Below are 15,897 nucleotides of genomic sequence, written 5' to 3'. Positions count from 1 at the left end.
CCATGACGCACACACCGGCGCCGCCCGTCGCCGTCATCGGCATGGCCGTGCTGCTGCCCGGCTCCCCCGATCTGGAGACGTACTGGCGGAACCTGACGGCAGGCGTGGACGCCATCACCGACGTCCCGGCAGAGCGGTGGGACGCCGGCTACTACGACCCGGCCGGTGCCCGCAGGGCCGACCGCGTCTACTGCCGACGGGGCGGATTCGTGGACGAGTTCGCCGTGGTGGACACCGCCCGGTGCGGCATCATGCCCGCTGCCGTGCCCGGCACAGAGCCCGATCAGCTGCTCGCGCTGCACGTGGCGGCGGCCGCCGTGGCCGACGCGGGCGGCGAGCAGCGGCTGCCCGACCGGAACCGGGTGGGCGTGGTGCTGGGCCGCGGAGGTTACCTGGGAGCCGGGCTCGCCCGTCTCACCCAGCGCGTGGGGTTCGCCCACCAGCTGGCGCACACCCTCGGCGAGCTGCTGCCCGACCTGGAACCGGGCCGGCTCGAGCGCGTCCGGGCCGCGTTCACCCGCCGTCTGGGCGCCGACAGCCCGGACGCGGCGGCCGGCCTCGTGCCCAACCTCGTCGCGTCACGGACGGCGAGCCGGCTCGACCTGCGCGGCCCGGCCTACACGATCGACGCCGCCTGCGCCTCGTCCCTGGTGGCGGTCGACCAGGCGGTCGCCGAGCTCGCCACCGGCCGCTGCGACGCGATGCTGGCCGGCGGGGTCCACCACTGCCACGACATCACCCTGTGGAGCGTCTTCAGCCAGTTGCGCGCCCTCTCGCCGAGCCAGCGCATCCGCCCCTTTCACCGGCACGCCGACGGCCTCCTGATCGGCGAGGGGTCGGCCGTCGTGGTCCTCAAACGCCTCGCGGACGCCCAGCGGGACGGCGACCGCGTCTACGCGGTCGTCCGCGGCACCGGGGTGTCCGGCGACGGCCGCGCCTCCGGGCTCCTCAGCCCGGACCCGGGCGGCCAGGTACGGGCCGTGCGGCAGGCGTGGCGAGCCGCCGGCCTCGACCCGCGCGCACCGCACTGCCTCGGACTCCTCGAAGCCCACGGCACCGCGACACCGGCCGGGGACACGGCCGAACTAGCCACCCTGACCGAGGCGTTCGGGCCCGCCACGGGCGGCGACCGCGCCGTGCTCGGATCGGTGAAATCGATGATCGGCCACACCATGCCGGCCGCCGGAGCGGCCGGGCTGGTCAAGGCGGCCCTCGCGATCCACCACGGGGTACTGCCACCCACGCTGCACTGCGACGATCCCCATCCGGCGCTGGTCGGCACGCGGTTCCGCGTCACGGGCACGGCGGAGCCGTGGGAGGACGGCCCCGGCCCGGCCGCACGCCGCGCCGCCGTCAACGCCTTCGGCTTCGGCGGCATCAACGCCCACGTCGTCCTCGAAGAACCGCCGCCCGCCACCCGTACGCGAACACAACGGAAACAGCGAGAACAACGAGAACAACGAAATGAGCAGAATCCGCGGAATCAGCACACCCGCGGGCCCGCGATCGGCGTGAGCGAGCCGGAGCGCGTCCTGGCCCTGGCCGCGGACACCCCGCGGGAACTCAACGACCTGCTGACCCGCGCGGGCCACGCCGCGGCGGCCCCCCGGGGCACTGGCCGGGTCCGGCTCGGCCTCGTGAACCCGACCCCCGAGCGGCGCGCGCTGGCCGCACGCGTGGTGGCCGGGGAACGTCCCTGTCGCGGCCGCAACGACCTTTGGTACGCGCCCGTCCCGCTCCTGGGCCCCGGCACCACGGGCAGGATGGCGTTCGTCTTCCCCGGCCTGGAGGCCGAGTTCGCGCCCCGGGCCGACGGGATCGCCGAGTACTTCGGCCTGCCCCTGCCGCCCGCCGTCGGCCGCCCGTCCGGAGCGGGGGCGCCCGTCGGCGATCTCGGGCGCCATGCGGTCGAGGTGTTCGCCCTCGGCCGCCTCCTCGACGGCGCGCTGCGGCGGATGGGCATCCTCCCGGATGCCGTCGCCGGCCACAGCGCCGGCGAGTGGAACGCCATGGCGATGGCCGGCATGTACACGCAGGAGGCCGTCGACAAACTCCTGGCCGCCTTCGACCCCGACCGGCTGCGCGTGCCCGGCCTCGCCTTCGCGGTGCTGGGCACCTCGGCCCGGCAGGCGCAGGCCGCGCTGGCGGTACGGGGAGACGGGCGCGTCGTCCTCTCCCACGACAACGCACCCAGCCAGTGCGTGATCTGCGGCCCCCTCCCCCAGGTCGAAGAGGTCGTCCTGTCGCTGCGCGCGAAGGGGGTGTTCGGGCGCGTCCTGCCGTTCCAGTCGGGCTTCCACACGCCCATGCTGGCCCCGTGGCTGGAACCGATCACCGCCGAGGCGGAGCGCCTGGAGCTGGCGCCGCCCGCTGTCCCGCTCTGGTCGGCGACGACCGCCTCCCCGTACCCCACGGACCCGGCGGAGGTACGGAAGCTATTCGTCCGGCACCTGCTGGAGCCGGTGCGCTTCCGGTCGCTCGTCGAGGCCCTGTACGACGCGGGGTTCCGCGCGTTCGTCCAGGTCGGCACCGGACAGCTCACCTCGCTCGTCTCCGCCACGCTGGAGGGCCGGGACCACCTGGCCGTGGCCGCCGACTCGCCCCGCAGGGACGGACTCGCCCAGCTCCGTCGCGTGGCCCTGGCCCTGTGGACCCATGGCGCCGGCGTCGACCCCGCCCTGCCGCCCGCAGCCGGTGCCAGTGCCGGTGTCGGTGTCGGTGCCGCCACGGTCCACCGGCGGGAACACCCGACCGATGTCACCCTCCAGGCGCCGACCCGGCTCGCCCTGGGCAGCCCACTCGTCTCCCTGAACGAGCAGGACCTGGCGGAGCTGCGCCGCGACCTCGCGCTCACGCGCACCGCCGCAACGGGTTCCGGCGAACCCGGCGCCGATTCCGTCGGCCGTTGCGTCACCGCGTTGGAGGAGGCCGCCGGGCGCTTCCCTCCTGCCGCCGAGCTCGCCGCGCTCATCCGGGAGACGGCCGCCACCGCCGCCGCGCTGATCGACGCGACGACGCCGGGCAAGGCCTCCGCGCGGGGCGACTCCGCCACTCCGGGCGGCGCCGTCGCGCCGGGCCACGGATGGCGGACGGTGCTGACCGTCTCCGTCCAGGCGATGCCGTACCTGATCGACCACTGCTTCATCCACCAGCGGCCCGGCTGGCCCGATCTGGACGACAGAAGACCCGTGGTTCCGGGCACCACCATCGTCCACCACCTCATGCGGGCGGCGGAACGAGCCGTCCCGGGCATGCGGGCGGTCGCCGTACAGCACGTGCGCTTCGATCAGTGGGTGGCCGCCGCCGAGCCCGTCGACGTACCCATCACGGGGACGCCGTCGCCGGACGGCGCGGACAGGTTCGACGTCTCCTTCGGCCGGAGTGCGCGGGCGACCGTCGAGCTCGCGCCGCGGTACCCGGAGGCCGGCGGGGGTGTACGACACCCGGAGCCCGCAGCCGAACGCACCCCCGAGCACACGGCGGCCCAGATCTACGACGAGCGCTGGATGTTCCACGGCCCGTCGTTCCAGGGCCTCACCGACATCACGGCCATCGGTGAACAGCATGTGCGCGGGGTCATTTCCGCTTCTGCCACGCCGGGCGCGCTGCTGGACAACGTCGGTCAGCTCATCGGCTACTGGATCATGGCGAGCCGGGCCGAGCGGGTCGCCGTGCTCCCCGTGGGCATCCGGCACATCCGCTTCGCCGGCCCCCACCCGGCACCCGGCACCCCGGTGGAATGCCTCGTCAGGATCGTCTCGCTGACGGACACCATGCTCGAGGCCGACGCGCGGCTCGTCACAGGCGGCCGGGTGTGGGCCGAGCTCACCGGCTGGCAGGACCGGCGTTTCGACAACCTGCCCGAGACCCGCAAGGTGGAACGCTTCCCCGAACGTCACACCCTGTCCCGCCCGCAACCCGGGGGCTGGAGCCTGCTCCACGCGTGGTGGCACGACAGCGCCTCCCGGGACCTGGTCATGCGCAACCACCTGGCCCGCGCCGAACGGCACGCCTACGAGCGGCAGCCCCCGCGCGGCCGAGGACAGTGGCTGCTCGGCCGGATCGCGGTCAAGGACGCGGTGCGGCAGCGGCTGTGGGAAGGAGGCGAAGGGCCGGTCTTCCCCGCCGAGATCCAGGTGGCCAACGACGAACGGGGCAGACCGTACGTCACGGGAGTGCACGGCCGGACCCTGCCCGAACTCGATGTATCGCTCGCCCACTGCGCCGAGACCGCCGTGGCCCTGGTGCGGCAGCGCGGCCCCCGCGGACCGGGTGGCGTGGGCATCGACGTCGAAGAGGTCACCGAACGGCCTGTACACCTGCACGAGTTCGCCCTGACGCCGGATGAACGCCGATTGCTCGCCTCCGCCTGCGCGGAGACCGGTGAACCGGAGGCCCTGTGGTTCACCCGCTTCTGGGCGGCGAAGGAAGCGGTGGCCAAGGCGGAGGGTACCGGCCTGCGGGGCAGCCCCCGGGACTTCACGGTCCTCGGCGTCGGCCCGGACGGGCTCATGACGGCGGCAGGGAGACACGCCTGGTCCGTGCGGTGCCGGAGCATCGGCAACCCTCCCGGCTTGACCGCCAGGGACTACGTCGTCGCGTGGACGACCGGCACGACGGACGAGATGCCCGGGCAAGCGGCCAGGGAAGTGACGGGGAAGTGACCGGGAAGTGACCGCAGAAGCGGTCGACGAGGCGATGCGGCAAGGGATCCGGGAGAGAGGGACGGCATGAACGACGAACCGACAAGTCCGACGATTCCCGAGGACGAGACCCTGGTACTCAAGAAGGTCCTCGAAATGATCGGAGCCATTCTCGGGGGGCCCGTGGACGACTTCCACGACGGGGAGATCACCAGGGAGACCATGCTCCACGAGGACCTGGACATGGTCAGCATCGACTTCGCGGACCTAGGCGGCAGGCTCGCCGCGGCCTACGGGGAGAGGGTGAATCCAGCCGATTACTTCGCGGGACTCGACCTCAGCCAGATCATGTACCTCACGGTCGGCGACATCGTCGACTACGTCGTCTCATGCCTCCACGAGGACGCGGCCGGGGCGGCGGAGCGCCGGGTATGAGGAGCGGCAGGCCATGAGCGGCTTCCTGTTCGTCGTGCCCCCGTTCGCCGGACACGTCAACCCCACCGTCGGTGTCGCGGCGGAACTGGTCCGGCGCGGCCACCGGGTCGCCTGGGCGGGTCCGCCGTACGCCGTGGAGCCGCTGGTGGGGACGCGAGCGACCGTCTTCCCCTGCGCCGCCCCGGGGGCACCGGGATCCGTCGGCACCGTCGTCCCGGGAGCGCCGGAGCCGGGAAGTCCCGGTCCAGGGGCGTCGTTTCCTCCCTGGGGGCAACGGGGCGCGGCGGCGCTGAGGTCCCTGTGGGAAGACTGCCTGGAGCCGCTCGCGGAGGCCATGGCACCTGGGGTCCGGGCAGCGGTACGGGAATTCCGCCCGGACGTGCTCGTCGCCGACCAGCAGGCCCTCGCAGGAGGTCTGGTGGCCGACCAGCTGGGGGTCCCCTGGGCCACCTCGGCGACCACGTCGGCGGAGTTCACCGCGCTCACGGGCACGCCACAACTGCGGGCATGGGCCGACGAGCGGGTCCAGCGCCTGCGACAACGCACGGCCGCACGGGGCAGCCGATCCGATCCGCGCCGTTCGGACCGGCTTGTCCTGCTGTTCACCACCGAGGCCCTGGCAGGCCCGGCCGGGCACTTCGGCCCGCGGGTACGGCTGGTCGGACCGTCGATCGCCCCGCGCCCCTCCCCCGGCGGCTTCCCCTGGCACCGCCTGGACGACGCGCGCCCCACCGTGCTGATCACCCTCGGCACGGTGAGCGGCGACGCCGGGGCGCACTTCCTGCCGGCCTGCGCCGTGGCGATCCGCGACCGGTCCGACGCGGTCCAAGCGGTGATCGCCGACCCGTCCGGCACCCTGCGCGACACAGGTGACGGGATCATCGTCCTGCCGCACGTGCCCCAGCTCGCTCTGCTGGCGCGCTGCTCGGCGGTGCTCTGCCACGGCGGGCACAACACCGTCTGCGAGGCGCTCTGGCACGGACTGCCCCTCGTCATCGCACCCATCCGCTACGACCAGCCCGTGATTGCCTCCCAGGTGGTCCGGGCGGGGGCCGGGCTGCGCATCCGGTTCCGGCACGCGAACGCCGACCGGATCGGCGCGGCCCTCGACGCCGTCCTCGCCGAACCGCGGTACCGGGCCGCGGCCCGGCGCGTGGGGGATTCCTTCCGCGCGGCGGGAGGCGCGGCCTCCGCGGCGACCCACCTCGAACGCCTCGCCGCCCGCTCCGCGGTGGTACGGGCCCAAGCCTTGTGACCAGCGCCTCGACCACCCCCGCCCCCGTCCTCCCCAGGGAGTTCACCCATGCGCCCATCCTCGCCGCCACCCACTCCTGAGCAGCGGGCCTCCTACCGTGACGCCCTTGCCGAGGGCATGGACCGGTTCCTGCACGCGCCCCGGACCACCTGCCCCTGGTGCGACGCCGGACACCTCCGCCGACGCCTCCGCACTACGGACCTGCTGCAACGCAAACCGGGCACCTTCACCCTCGACCAGTGCCTGGACTGTGGCCACACCTTCCAGAACCCGCAGCTCAACGAGGACGGTCTGGACTTCTACTACCGGGACTTCTACGACGGCTTCTGGGAGGAACGAGCCAGGGAGACCGCGGGGAGCCTGCGGCGGGCGTACGAGAAGCGCGCCGCGTTCGTGGCCGACCATATCCAGCCGAAGACGTGGCTGGACATCGGTACCGGACACGGCCATTTCTGCGCCGCCGCGGCCGACCGCTTTCCCGGCACGGTCTTCGACGGCCTCGACCGGGCCGAAGGCGTCGAGCTGGCCGTCCGGCGGGGATGGATCGAGCGCGCCCACCGCGGCCTGTTCCCGGAACTGGCCGCCGAACTGGCCGGCGCGTACGACGTGGTCAGCATGCAGCACTACCTGGAGCACACGGTCGATCCGCTGCGAGAGCTGCGGGCCGCGGCCCAGGTGGTCGCTCCCGGCGGTCATCTCTTCATCGAAGTACCCGACCCCGAATGCCGGTTCGGCCACATCCTGGGCCGCTGGTGGATGCCCTGGTTCCAGCCGCAGCACCTGCATCTGATGCCCATGGCCAATCTCCGGCGCCGTCTGGAGGACCTCGGATTCACCGTGGTCGCCCAGGAGCGCTGCAACTTCGACGGGCCCGTCAACTTCCTGTACTCCACCTACCTCCGCGTGCACAACGCCGCCCCCGCCCCCGATGCGCCCTGGTTCCCCGCCGCGCCGACCCGCCTGCGGAAGGCGGCCCGCAAGGCGATGTTGCTCGGCGCGACCCCCCTGCTCCTCGCGGCGAAGGCCGCCGACGCGCTCACGGGGCTCCTGCCGTCCAGCGCACGCGTGACCGACGCGTACCGGATCCTGGCACGCCGGGAACCTCTGGGCCGGCGCCTCAGCTGTTGACCAGCGTGCGGTCGAGCAGGGGGAGCAGGCGGTCCCAGTGAAGTCGCAGTGCGGCGGGGTTGAAGGCGTCGGTGTCGGACATGGTGAAGCCGTGGATGGTGCCCGGGTAGATCTCGGAGGTGTAGTCGACACCCGCGGCGTCCAGGGCCCGGTTGAGCTCGCCGAGGGCGTCGGGCGTCAGGTCGCCTTCGGCGTGGCCGAAGTGGACCCGGGCGGTGATCGCGGCGAGGGCGTCGGGCCCGTCCGCGCCCACGGGACCGTGGAATCCGGCGACGGCGGCCACCAGGCCGGGGTGGGCTGCGGCGGTGCGCACCGCCAGGAGCCCGCCTATGCAGTAGCCGGTCACCGCGACCGGTCCGGCGCTGACCTCGGGCTGGGTGGTGAGGAACCTGACGTAGGCGTCGGCGTCACGCAGGACACGTTCGGTGGTGAGTGCCTCGATCAAGGGCATCAGCTGGTCGAAGACAGCGGGCCGGGCCTCTTCTCCGATGTGCTCGGGCAGTTCGATCACCGGTGCCGGGCCGTGCCGGTAGAAGACGTTGGGAACGAGCACGAAGTACCCGTGCCCGGCCAGTTCGCGGGCCATCTCCCGCAGCACCGGCCGGATGCCGAAGCCGTCCGCGTACATCAGCACCCCTGGGTGCCGCTCACCATGGTCGGGGAAGGCGGCGAAGGCATCGGCCTGGCCGTCGGCGGTGGGAATCCGCAGCATCTTGGTGGGCATGAATCCTCCTGTCGTGGTTGATGTGTCGAGCCTTTGATCAACACGACGGAGGCGGAGCCCGCGCGGCAACGCAAGATCCTCTATCGAACACCGGGCCCGCACCGGCCCGCACGGGGCTCAGGAGAGCACCGGGTCACCCATCCGTGTGTGGCGCAATGCCGTCCCGGTAGTCATCCCCGCAACATAGCCCACCGAACGAAGCCGACGCCAACGACGGCGACTTCATGACGTAACGGGTCGCCGTGGCTTCGGGTGGTGTCGCCCCGGGTTGCTCGGCCGTTGAACGCCGCAGGGGTGCGAACCGTATGGCTCCTCGAACCAGCCGACTTCCGGAACGAACGACTCCTGGAACGAACAGCGAGGGATCGATCATGACGCATTCGTCACCCGCCCCGGCCGGAGCGACCCGGCGCACCGTCGTCGCGACGGCCGGAGCCGCTTCTCTGGCCGCCGTGCTCGCCGCGTGCGGAGGTTCGGGGGGCGAGAAGAAGCCGGACACCTCGCAGCCGGCTCCGGAAGCGGAGGGGTCCGGCACGGCCGGGTCGACCGCCGGGGCGAGCGGGAAGCCGAACGCGGACGAGGCGCTGGCCCGGACCGCGGACATTCCGGTGGGCGGCGGGAAGGTGTTCCCGGAGCGGAAGGTGGTGGTGACCCAGCCGGCGAAGGGACAGTTCAAGGCGTTCTCGGCGGTCTGCACACACCAGGGGTGCCTGGTGAAGGAAGTGGCGAACGGGACCATCGCCTGCCCCTGTCACAACAGCACGTTCTCCGTCACGGACGGCAGCGTGCGAGGCGGCCCGGCGACCAAGCCCCTGCCGCCGGAGCGGATCTCCGTCAGCGGCGACTCCCTGACCCTGGGCTGAGCGGCGTACGGGCGGTCCGCCACGCCCGTACGCCGCTCAGCGCTGCCGTCGCCGGTGCCGCCAGTCGCGTAGGAGGGCTTCGGTGGTGGTGACGGTGGCGACGAGCGAGAGGGTGTGGCGGACCATGGCCGCTGTGTACTCGGCGGGCACTCCGGCGATGGCGTCGGAGGGGACGACGGCGGTGTAGCCGAGGTTGACGGCGTCGAAGACGGTGTTGGGGATCGCGACGTTGGCGGAGACGCCGGTGACGATCAGGGTGCGGCAGCCGATGTTGCGCAGCAGGGCGTCCACGCCGGTGCCGGCCAGCGGCGAGAGTCCGTGCAGCCGCCGTACGACCAGGTCGCCGTCGTCGACCGGGACCGGCTCGGCGACGCGGACCGCGAGGGTGCCGGTCAGCTGCTGGACGGGCAGGCGTTCGGCGGCGCGGAAGAGGTGGGCGTTGCGGCTGGCGCCGCGGCCGTCGGGGCGGCGCTCGGCGATGGCGTGCACGACCTGGATGCCGGCCTGATGTGCGGCGGCGACGAGCCGGGCGACGTTGACCAGCGCTCCGGAGGCGCGGGCGACGGCGGCGAGCTCGGGCAGGGCGCTGTCGGGGCCGACGACGCCGCGCTGGCATTCGACGGTCATCAGCACGGTGGTTGCCGGGTCGAGCCCCTCGGCGGGCTGGTCCTGCGGCGCCATGGTGCTCCCTCGTCGGGTCCGGCACGGGGTGGGGGTCGGGGCGCGTGAGGGTAGCGGGCATTGCGCGGCAGGGGAAGAGGTCCCATCCTTTCTGACAGGCAGTCAGTTCTCGGAGGGTGGGTGGTGGAGGATGGCCGTCTCACAGCGGCGGGGCCGCCGGATCATGATGACGCCGGCGGAACTGGACGCCTTCCTCACCGCGCAGCGCACCTGCCGCGTGGCGACGGCGGGCCCGGACGGCCGGCCGCACGTCAGCGCGCTGTGGTTCGTCTGGGACGGGCAGGCACTGTGGCTGTACTCCCTCACGCGCAGCCGGCGGTGGGCCGACCTGCGGCGCGATCCCCGCGTCGCGGTGGTGGTCGACGACGGCCGGGAGTACGGGGAGCTGCGCGGGGCGGAGCTGTCCGGCACCGCCGCCGTCGTGGGCGAGGCGCCGCGCCGGGGCGAGGCGTGCCCCGGGCTGGAGACGCCGGAGCGGCTGTTCGCGGCCAAGTACTTCGGCCTGGACGCGATGCCGCACGACGGCCGGCACGGCTGGCTGCGGCTGACGCCGCAGAGCGTGCTCTCGTGGGACTTCCGCAAGCTTCCGGAGCAAGTCACATAAGCCCCCGGAAGGCGCCACTGGAGCCCTCCGGGCCCTCCGTCGGTCCCCGCTGGTCCCGTCGGTCCCCGTCAGGCGCCGACCGCGGCGCCGGCCGTCCGGAGTGCGTCGACCGCCGCGCGGATCGAGGGCCTGCGGTCGGCGTCCGCCCGCCAGATGGCGAACACGTGGCGGCACATCGTGGGTCGTACGCGCACCACGCGCACCCCCTCCGGCACCGGACCGCGGCCCAGGCGGGGCGCGACGGCGACGCCGAGGCCCGCGGCGACCAGGGCGAGCTGGGTGGGGTGTTCGTCGGCCTTGTGCGAGATGCGGGGCTCCACGCCCTTGCCGCGCAGCGTGAACAGCAGCCAGTCGTGGCAGAACTCGCCCTTGGGCCAGGAGATCCACTCGTCCTCGGCGAAGTCCTCCAGGGCGACCTGCTCCCGGTCCGCGAGCGGGTGGTCGGCCGGGACCGCGACGTCGACGCGGTCGTCGAGGAGCGGGGCCTTGACGAGTTCGTCCGGCACCGGCAGGGGCTTGTTGTACCAGTCGAGGACGACGGCGAGGTCGATGTCGCCGCGCACCACCCGGGGGACGGCCTCGTCCTGTTCCATCTCCTCCAGCCGGACCCGCAGCTGCGGATGCTCACGGCGCAGCCCGACGAGCGCCGCCGGGAAGAGCCCGCGGGCCGCCGTGGGGAAGGCGCCCAGCAGGAGCTCCCCGACCGCATGGCCCCGCTGGGCCTCCAGGTCGGCCTGGGCCAGCTCCACCTGCGAGAGGATGCGCGAGGCATGGTCGGCGAGCAGCCGTCCGGCATCGGTGAGGCGCACTCCGCGGCCGTTCTTGGCGAGCAGCTGCTGGCCTGCCTCGCGCTCGAGCTTGGCCAGCTGCTGCGAGACCGCGGATGTCGTCACATGCAGGCCGTCCGCCGCGCCGCTGACGGAGCCGTGCCGGGCGACGGCATCGAGGGTGCGCAGACGCTCCAGGTTCAACATGTAAGCGATGCTACGCGATAGTGCATAAATTTATTTGCTTGTTCTAATGCATACGAGGCCGCATCGTAGTCCCATGAGCACCGCCGCCACTCCCAAGACGCCACCCACCCCTTCCGTCACAGACACCCCTGCCGGCCAGGGGCGTCCGCCGGTCGACTGGCGGATCCGCTTCGGCGCTCTCGCCCTCATCTGGGGCTTCAGCTTTCTCTTCATCAAGATCGGCACGGATGGTTACGCCCCGGCGTACGTCGCCTTCGGCCGGATGTTCTTCGGCGCGGCGGTGCTCGCCGCGGCGATGGCGGTCAAGCGGCAGCGGCTGCCCCGTTCCCCGCGTACCTGGGCCCACCTGGCCGTGGCGGCCTTCCTCCTCAACTCCCTGCCGTTCACGCTCTTCGCCTACTCCGAGCTGACGATCCCCTCCACCCTGGCCGGCATCTGCAACGCCACGACCCCGCTGTGGGGCATGGTGCTCTCCCTCGTGGCGCTGTCCGAGGACCGCCCCACCCGGCGCCGCTTCGCCGGGCTCGGGCTCGGCTTCGCCGGCGTCCTCATCGTGCTGGGCGCCTGGCAGGGCTTCTCGGGGCAGGACCCGGCGGGCACGGTGATGGCGCTCATCGCCTCCGCCAGCTACGCCGTCGGCTGGATCTACGTCCGGCGCACGCTGTCCGGCACGGGCGACTCCAACCTGTCGCTGTCCGGCGGCCAGCTGCTCCTCGGCACCGTCCAGCTGGCGGTCGCCGCACCGGTGTTCAGCCCCCTGCCGACCTCCTTCCCCCTGCTGCCGCTGCTGGCCGTGGTCGCCCTCGGCGCGCTGGGCACCGGCGTCGCCTTCCTCATCCAGTACGGACTGGTCTCCGAGGTGGGGCCGACGACCGCCACCCTGACGACGTACTTCATCCCGGTCGTCGCGACCGGGGCCGGCGTGCTCCTCCTGGGCGAGGACCTCACCTGGAACACCCCGGTCGGCGCCCTGATCGTGCTGGCCGGCGCGGCTCTCACCCAAAGCAAGGCGGGCGGCCCCGCCAAGACCGTCCGCTCCCGGACCCGCCGCACGGCAACGGGCGCCACGAGCGGGACCGGCGCAGACCGGCCCCTGACAGACCGGCCCCTGACAGACCGGACGCTGAGGGATCCGGCCCCGACGGATCCCTCCGCGGCGCAGCGGACCGGCCTGGCCCGGACCCCGGCGGACCGGGCCGGATCCGCTCAGTCGTAACGCCCCGCAGGCACCGGTACGGTCGCGGCCGCCAAGGCGTCCGCGACCGTACTTATCTCTTCCCTCGCCAGGCCCGAGACGGTCAGGCGCACTCCGGGCGGCGAGGCGACCCGGAAGCGCGCGCCCGGCGCCACCGCCCACCCCGCCTGCAGCAGCCGCGTCACCGCCCCGGTCTCGTCCGGCACGGGCAGCCACACATTCATGCCGCTGCGCCCGTGCGCCTCGATCCCCCGCTCCCGCAGGGCCCGCACGAGCGCGTCCCGGCGCCGCCCGTACGCCTGCGCCACGGCGACGGCGTCCACGGCCCCGCTGCGCCACAGATGCAGCACGGCGTCCTGCAGCACGTGACTCACCCACCCGTGCCCGAGCCGCTGGCGCCCGCGCACCCGGTCCACGGTCACGACGTCGCCGGTGAGCATCGCGAGCCGTAGGTCTGGGCCGTACGCCTTGGCGACCGAACGCACCAGCGCCCAGTGGGCGGTGACGCCGGCGAGGGGGTGCAGCGGCAGGTCGACGATGCCGTGGCCGTGGTCGTCCTCGATGAGCAGCACATGGGAATGGCGCGCGAGGACGCCGCGCAGCTCCCGGGCACGCGCCTCGCCGACGGCCGCTCCCGTGGGGTTCTGCGCCCGGTCGGTGACCACCAGGGCCCTGGCCCCCTCCCGCAGCGCCCGCTCGGTGTCCTCGGGCAAGGGACCGTCGTCGTCGACCTGAACGGGAACCGCCCGCAGGCCGAGCGCGGGCACGAGGTCGAGGAGGCTGCCCCAGCCGGGATCCTCCACCGCCACCGCGTCCCCGGGCCGCAGGTGCGCCGTCAGCACCCGCTCGATGCCGTCCAGCGCCCCCGAGGTGACGGCCACCGGACCCTCGGGCACACCATCCTGCGCGAACATCGCCCGGGCCATGCGCTCGAGCTCCGTGTCGACGGCCGGAGCGCCGTACAGCACCGGGTCGCGGCGGGCCCGCTCCGCGGCCGCCGCGAGCGCCTCCCCCAGCGGGGGCAGCAGCGCCGGATCCGGGTTGCCGGCGGAGACGTCCCGCACCCCCTCCGGCGCCTCCACGCGGATCAGTTCGCGCGGCGCACTGGCCGGGCGCTGCCGCACCCGGCTCCCCCGCCGCCCCGCCGTCTCGATCACCCCGCGGTCGCGCAGCGTGCGATAGGCGGCCGCGACGGTGTTGGGATTGACGCCCAGCTCCACCGCCAATTCCCGCATGGGCGGCAGCAGTTCGCCCGGAGCGAGCCTGCCGGCCCCCACCGCGCGCTCCACGCTCGCGGAAATGTCCGCTGCGCGACGACCCTCGATCCGATACTCTCCTAGCACAAACACGAGTATGCACTAGTGCAATGGAGAACGCAATGCCTTCTTCCACGGTCGTCGAGCAGTCCTCCGGGGCCGGGCAGTACGAGCGGACCGAGCGCACGATCCCCACCCGCGGCCGCGACCGCGCCACCTACGACCGCGAGCGCATCCACGCGATACTCGACGCGGGCTACGTCTGCCACCTCGGCTTCGTCCGCGACGGCACGCCCGTCGTCCTCCCGACGCTCTACGGGCGCATCGGGGAGCGCCTTTACGTGCACGGTTCGACCGGCTCGCGGCCGCTGCGCGCCGCCGGGGAGGCCGAGGAGCCGGGGATGCCGGTGTGCCTCACCGTCACCCACGTCGACGGCCTCGTGCTGGCCCGCTCCGCGTTCCACCACTCCCTGAACTACCGCTCCGTGGTGGTGCAGGGAACCGCCCACCGGGTCACCGACGAGGCCGAGCTGACCGCCGCCCTCGACGCGCTGGTGGAGCAGGTCGTGCCGGGCCGGGCGGCCGACTCCCGCCCGGCGTCGCCGAAGGAGCTGGCCGCCACCGCCGTGCTGCGCGTCGACCTCACCGAGGTATCGGCCAAGGCCCGGGTGGGCGGCCCCAACGACGACGCCGAGGACCTCGCCCTCCCCTACTGGAGCGGCGTCGTCCCCGTGACGACCACGTACGGCGCCCCGGTCCCGGCCGACGACCTCGCCCCCGGCATCCCCGTACCGGCCTACCTCACCGGTCGCTGAGCACGTCCGCCCGCGCGGGGGCCGCCGAGCCGCGCGCCTCCGCACAGGCCAGGACGGCCACCGCGCTCAGCAGGACGGCCGTGCCGACCGCGGTGGCGGCGGTCAGGCGCTCGCCGAGCAGGGCCACCGCGATGACCGCCGCCGTGACCGGCTCCAGCAAGGTGATCACCGTCACCGTCGTGCCCCGCACCGCCGCGAGCCCCGCGAAGAACAACGCGTAGGCCAGCGCCGTCGGCACCGACACCAGGTAACCCAACAGCCACAGGGTGCTCCCCAGTTCGTCGATCCGCGGCCACAGCCCCTCGACCGCGGCGAGCGGCAGCAGACACACCGTGCCGACGGCGAACGACGTCAAAGTCGTCGTGAACGGGTCCGAGCCCCTGCCCTGGCGGCCGAGGAAGCGCGTGTACAGCGTGATCACCGCATAACCCGCCGCCGACAGCAGCCCCATGGCGACCCCCGCCGGGCGCACCGCGCCGGTGCCATCGCCGCCGAGCATCAGCACCGCCAGCCCGGCCAGCGCGCCGGAGACGGCAAGCCTGCCGCCCGCGCCGAGCCGCTCACCCATGAGTACCCTGCCGCCGAGCGCCACCATCACGGGTGCGGCCCCCAGCGTGACGACAGTGCCGACCGCGATGCCCGTCCCGTCGACCGCGGCGAAGTAGGCGGCCTGGAAGACGGCGAGGCCGACGCCGGTGATGGCGATCCGTGCCGCCCGCCGCCCCCTCGGCTCCGCGGGGCGCACCCCGCGCGGGCGCTTCTGCCGCAGGACGCGGACGGTCCATACAGCCAGCAGGAGCGCGAAGCCGCCGGCAGTGCGCCAGAAGGTGAGGGCGAGGGGGCCGAGGCCACTGGTGTCGAAGGCCAGAGCGGCCACCGGTCCGGCGGTGCCCCAGGCAACGGCCGCGAAGGTGACGTAAGCCAACGCGCGGCGTACGGACAGGCTCGCGGAGGCGCGGCCGGCCGGACCGGCGGCAGGACCGCCGGACCGACCGGTGGCCGGACCGGTGGACAGACCGGTGGCCGGACGGGCGGACTGGCCGGTGGCCGGTGCGGTGACCGGACCGATGGACGGCGCGGTGCCCGGACCGGTGGACGGACCGGTCGAAGGACGGGCGGACGGACCGGTGGACGCTGCGGTGACCGAACCGGTGACCGGTGCGGTCTCCGGACCCGTACCAATGACCGGGGCCGGGACCGTCAGTGAGCCGCCCGGTGCGTCGGGGGCCGGGCCGGTGGATGACGACAGACCGGTGACCGGCCCGCCCGAAGAAGGGCAGGCCGGAAGAGAGGAGTGATGCACGACTGTTCTCCCGCGGAAGAC

13 protein-coding genes are annotated in these 15,897 nt (G+C 73.5%); 8 read left to right on the top strand and 5 right to left on the bottom strand.

The features are described from left to right. The first annotated feature begins 2 nt into the window (after nucleotides 1-2). The 4 genes from ABZ956_RS07030 to ABZ956_RS07015 all read left to right on the top strand — a co-directional run bounded on the left by ABZ956_RS07030 (nucleotide 3) and on the right by ABZ956_RS07015 (nucleotide 7,461). Nucleotides 3-4,664, top strand: coding sequence for a beta-ketoacyl synthase N-terminal-like domain-containing protein (locus ABZ956_RS07030; protein WP_361888140.1), 4,662 nt, complete (start codon nucleotides 3-5; stop codon nucleotides 4,662-4,664). Nucleotides 4,665-4,730: 66 nt separating this feature from the next. Then, on the top strand, nucleotides 4,731-5,078 hold the full coding sequence (locus ABZ956_RS07025; protein ID WP_361888137.1) for an acyl carrier protein: 348 nt from the start codon (nucleotides 4,731-4,733) through the stop codon (nucleotides 5,076-5,078). Nucleotides 5,079-5,091: 13 nt separating this feature from the next. Further along, complete coding sequence (locus ABZ956_RS07020) at nucleotides 5,092-6,333, top strand: glycosyltransferase (RefSeq protein ID WP_361888134.1); 1,242 nt, start codon at nucleotides 5,092-5,094, stop codon at nucleotides 6,331-6,333. Between the two features lie 48 nt (nucleotides 6,334-6,381). Continuing rightward, nucleotides 6,382-7,461: a class I SAM-dependent methyltransferase gene (locus tag ABZ956_RS07015; protein ID WP_361888131.1), complete on the top strand. Its 1,080-nt coding sequence runs from the start codon at nucleotides 6,382-6,384 to the stop codon at nucleotides 7,459-7,461. On the opposite strand, the gene ABZ956_RS07010 is transcribed toward ABZ956_RS07015, so the two are convergent. Beyond that, nucleotides 7,451-8,185 (bottom strand): dienelactone hydrolase family protein, encoded by a 735-nt coding sequence (locus ABZ956_RS07010; protein ID WP_361888128.1) that lies wholly within the window; start codon nucleotides 8,183-8,185, stop codon nucleotides 7,451-7,453. The genes ABZ956_RS07015 and ABZ956_RS07010 overlap by 11 nt on opposite strands. A 371-nt stretch (nucleotides 8,186-8,556) precedes the next feature. Between ABZ956_RS07010 and ABZ956_RS07005 the strand changes: the two genes are divergently transcribed. Continuing rightward, nucleotides 8,557-9,048 (top strand): Rieske (2Fe-2S) protein, encoded by a 492-nt coding sequence (locus tag ABZ956_RS07005; protein WP_361888125.1) that lies wholly within the window; start codon nucleotides 8,557-8,559, stop codon nucleotides 9,046-9,048. Between the two features lie 36 nt (nucleotides 9,049-9,084). On the opposite strand, the gene ABZ956_RS07000 is transcribed toward ABZ956_RS07005, so the two are convergent. Then, on the bottom strand, nucleotides 9,085-9,729 hold the full coding sequence (locus ABZ956_RS07000; protein ID WP_361888122.1) for a cysteine hydrolase: 645 nt from the start codon (nucleotides 9,727-9,729) through the stop codon (nucleotides 9,085-9,087). Nucleotides 9,730-9,859: 130 nt separating this feature from the next. Here ABZ956_RS07000 and ABZ956_RS06995 point away from each other — a divergent pair, with 130 nt between their 5' ends. Next, nucleotides 9,860-10,333: a pyridoxamine 5'-phosphate oxidase family protein gene (locus tag ABZ956_RS06995; protein WP_361888120.1), complete on the top strand. Its 474-nt coding sequence runs from the start codon at nucleotides 9,860-9,862 to the stop codon at nucleotides 10,331-10,333. 68 nt (nucleotides 10,334-10,401) lie between these two features. On the opposite strand, the gene ABZ956_RS06990 is transcribed toward ABZ956_RS06995, so the two are convergent. Beyond that, nucleotides 10,402-11,307 (bottom strand): LysR substrate-binding domain-containing protein, encoded by a 906-nt coding sequence (locus ABZ956_RS06990; protein WP_361888118.1) that lies wholly within the window; start codon nucleotides 11,305-11,307, stop codon nucleotides 10,402-10,404. A gap of 73 nt (nucleotides 11,308-11,380) precedes the next feature. Between ABZ956_RS06990 and ABZ956_RS06985 the strand changes: the two genes are divergently transcribed. Then, nucleotides 11,381-12,523 (top strand): DMT family transporter, encoded by a 1,143-nt coding sequence (locus tag ABZ956_RS06985; RefSeq protein ID WP_361888115.1) that lies wholly within the window; start codon nucleotides 11,381-11,383, stop codon nucleotides 12,521-12,523. Here the strand turns inward: ABZ956_RS06985 and ABZ956_RS06980 are convergent. Beyond that, the gene (locus ABZ956_RS06980; RefSeq protein ID WP_361888112.1) at nucleotides 12,514-13,845 is read right to left on the bottom strand and encodes an aminotransferase class I/II-fold pyridoxal phosphate-dependent enzyme; all 1,332 of its coding nucleotides are present in this window, start codon (nucleotides 13,843-13,845) and stop codon (nucleotides 12,514-12,516) included. The genes ABZ956_RS06985 and ABZ956_RS06980 overlap by 10 nt on opposite strands. Nucleotides 13,846-13,880: 35 nt before the next feature. Here ABZ956_RS06980 and ABZ956_RS06975 point away from each other — a divergent pair, with 35 nt between their 5' ends. Next, nucleotides 13,881-14,573, top strand: coding sequence for a pyridoxamine 5'-phosphate oxidase family protein (locus tag ABZ956_RS06975; protein WP_361888109.1), 693 nt, complete (start codon nucleotides 13,881-13,883; stop codon nucleotides 14,571-14,573). On the opposite strand, the gene ABZ956_RS06970 is transcribed toward ABZ956_RS06975, so the two are convergent. Continuing rightward, nucleotides 14,560-15,516 carry an EamA family transporter gene (locus ABZ956_RS06970; RefSeq protein ID WP_361889371.1) on the bottom strand — a complete coding sequence of 319 codons (957 nt, stop codon included), beginning with the start codon at nucleotides 15,514-15,516 and terminating at the stop codon, nucleotides 14,560-14,562. The two genes, ABZ956_RS06975 and ABZ956_RS06970, sit on opposite strands and share 14 nt — an antisense overlap. Nucleotides 15,517-15,897 lie beyond the last annotated feature (381 nt).

It is taken from the genome of Streptomyces sp. NPDC046261 (genome assembly GCF_040646235.1).
In the GTDB taxonomy this organism is placed as follows: domain Bacteria; phylum Actinomycetota; class Actinomycetes; order Streptomycetales; family Streptomycetaceae; genus Streptomyces.
This window is presented reverse-complemented; position numbering and strand designations above follow the sequence as displayed.